This window comes from Streptomyces sp. NPDC059909, from assembly GCF_042730885.1.
Lineage (GTDB): Bacteria > Actinomycetota > Actinomycetes > Streptomycetales > Streptomycetaceae > Streptomyces.
The window spans coordinates 1-1,086 of the sequence record NZ_JBHWKX010000265.1 but is presented as its reverse complement, the minus strand read 5'-3'; the positions used below and the strand labels follow the sequence as shown (position 1 = coordinate 1,086).

1 protein-coding gene is annotated in these 1,086 nt (G+C 69.4%); it reads left to right on the top strand.

Annotated features, from left to right (window positions below):
• On the top strand, positions 1 to 1,086 hold a 1,086-nt coding region (locus ACFV9O_RS40730), incomplete at both ends, for an IS110 family transposase (RefSeq protein WP_385428200.1).

The following is a 1,086-nucleotide window of genomic DNA, read 5'->3' as shown; positions in this document are numbered from 1 at the left end:
CTGGCGATGCGGGACTGGCTGCTCGCCGAAGGCATCACCGTGGTCGGCATGGAAGCCACCGGCGTGTACTGGAAGCCGGTGTTCTACCTGCTGGAACACGACATGGAGTGCTGGCTGCTCAACGCCCGGCACATGAAGTCGGTGCCCGGCCGCAAGACCGACGTGAAGGACTCCGAGTGGATCGCCAAGCTTGTCGAACACGGCCTCGTCCGCCCCTCGTTCGTGCCCCCGGAGCCGATCCGGCAGCTGCGGGACGTCACCCGCTACCGCACCGAGATCGTCCGCGAACGCACCCGGGAGACCCAGCGGCTGGAGAAGCTGCTGGAGGACACCGGCATCAAACTGTCCGCCACCGTCTCCAACATCCTCGGCGTCTCCGGCCGCGCGATGCTCGAGGCGCTGATCGCCGGTGAACGCGACCCCCACGTGCTCGCCGACCTGGCCAAAGGCAGCATGCGCCGCAAGACCGACGCCCTCGTCGAGGCCCTGACCGGCAACTTCACCGCCCACCACGCCTTCCTGGCCCGGGCGATGCTGGACCGGATCGACGCCTGCACCGCCACCGAGACCCACTTGAGCGGGCACATCGAGGTGATGCTGCAGCCCTTTCGCCGCCGCATCGAACTCCTCGTGACCATCCCCGGCGTCGACACCCGGGCCGCACAGGTGATCCTCGCCGAGATCGGCGCCGACATCACCCGCTTCCCCAGCGCGGCCGACCTGGCCTCCTGGGCCGGCGTCTGCCCGGGCAACCACCAGTCCGGCGGCAGAACCGGCAGCGGCAAGACCCGCCACGGCGACCCCTGGCTCAAGGCCGCCCTCGGCCAGGCCGCCGTCAGCGCCGCGCGGACCAAGGACACCTACCTCGCCGCCCGCTACCGACGCATCGCCGCCCGCCGCGGCAAGAAGAGAGCCCTCGTCGCCGTCGAACACTCGATCCTCACCGCCGTATGGCACATGTTCACCCACGACGCCGAATACGCCGACCTCGGCGGCCAGTACTTCATCGAACGCACCGGCCGGGCCAGGCAGACCCGACGCCTGGTGAGCCAGCTCAACCAACTCGGCTACCAAGTCACCCTCCAA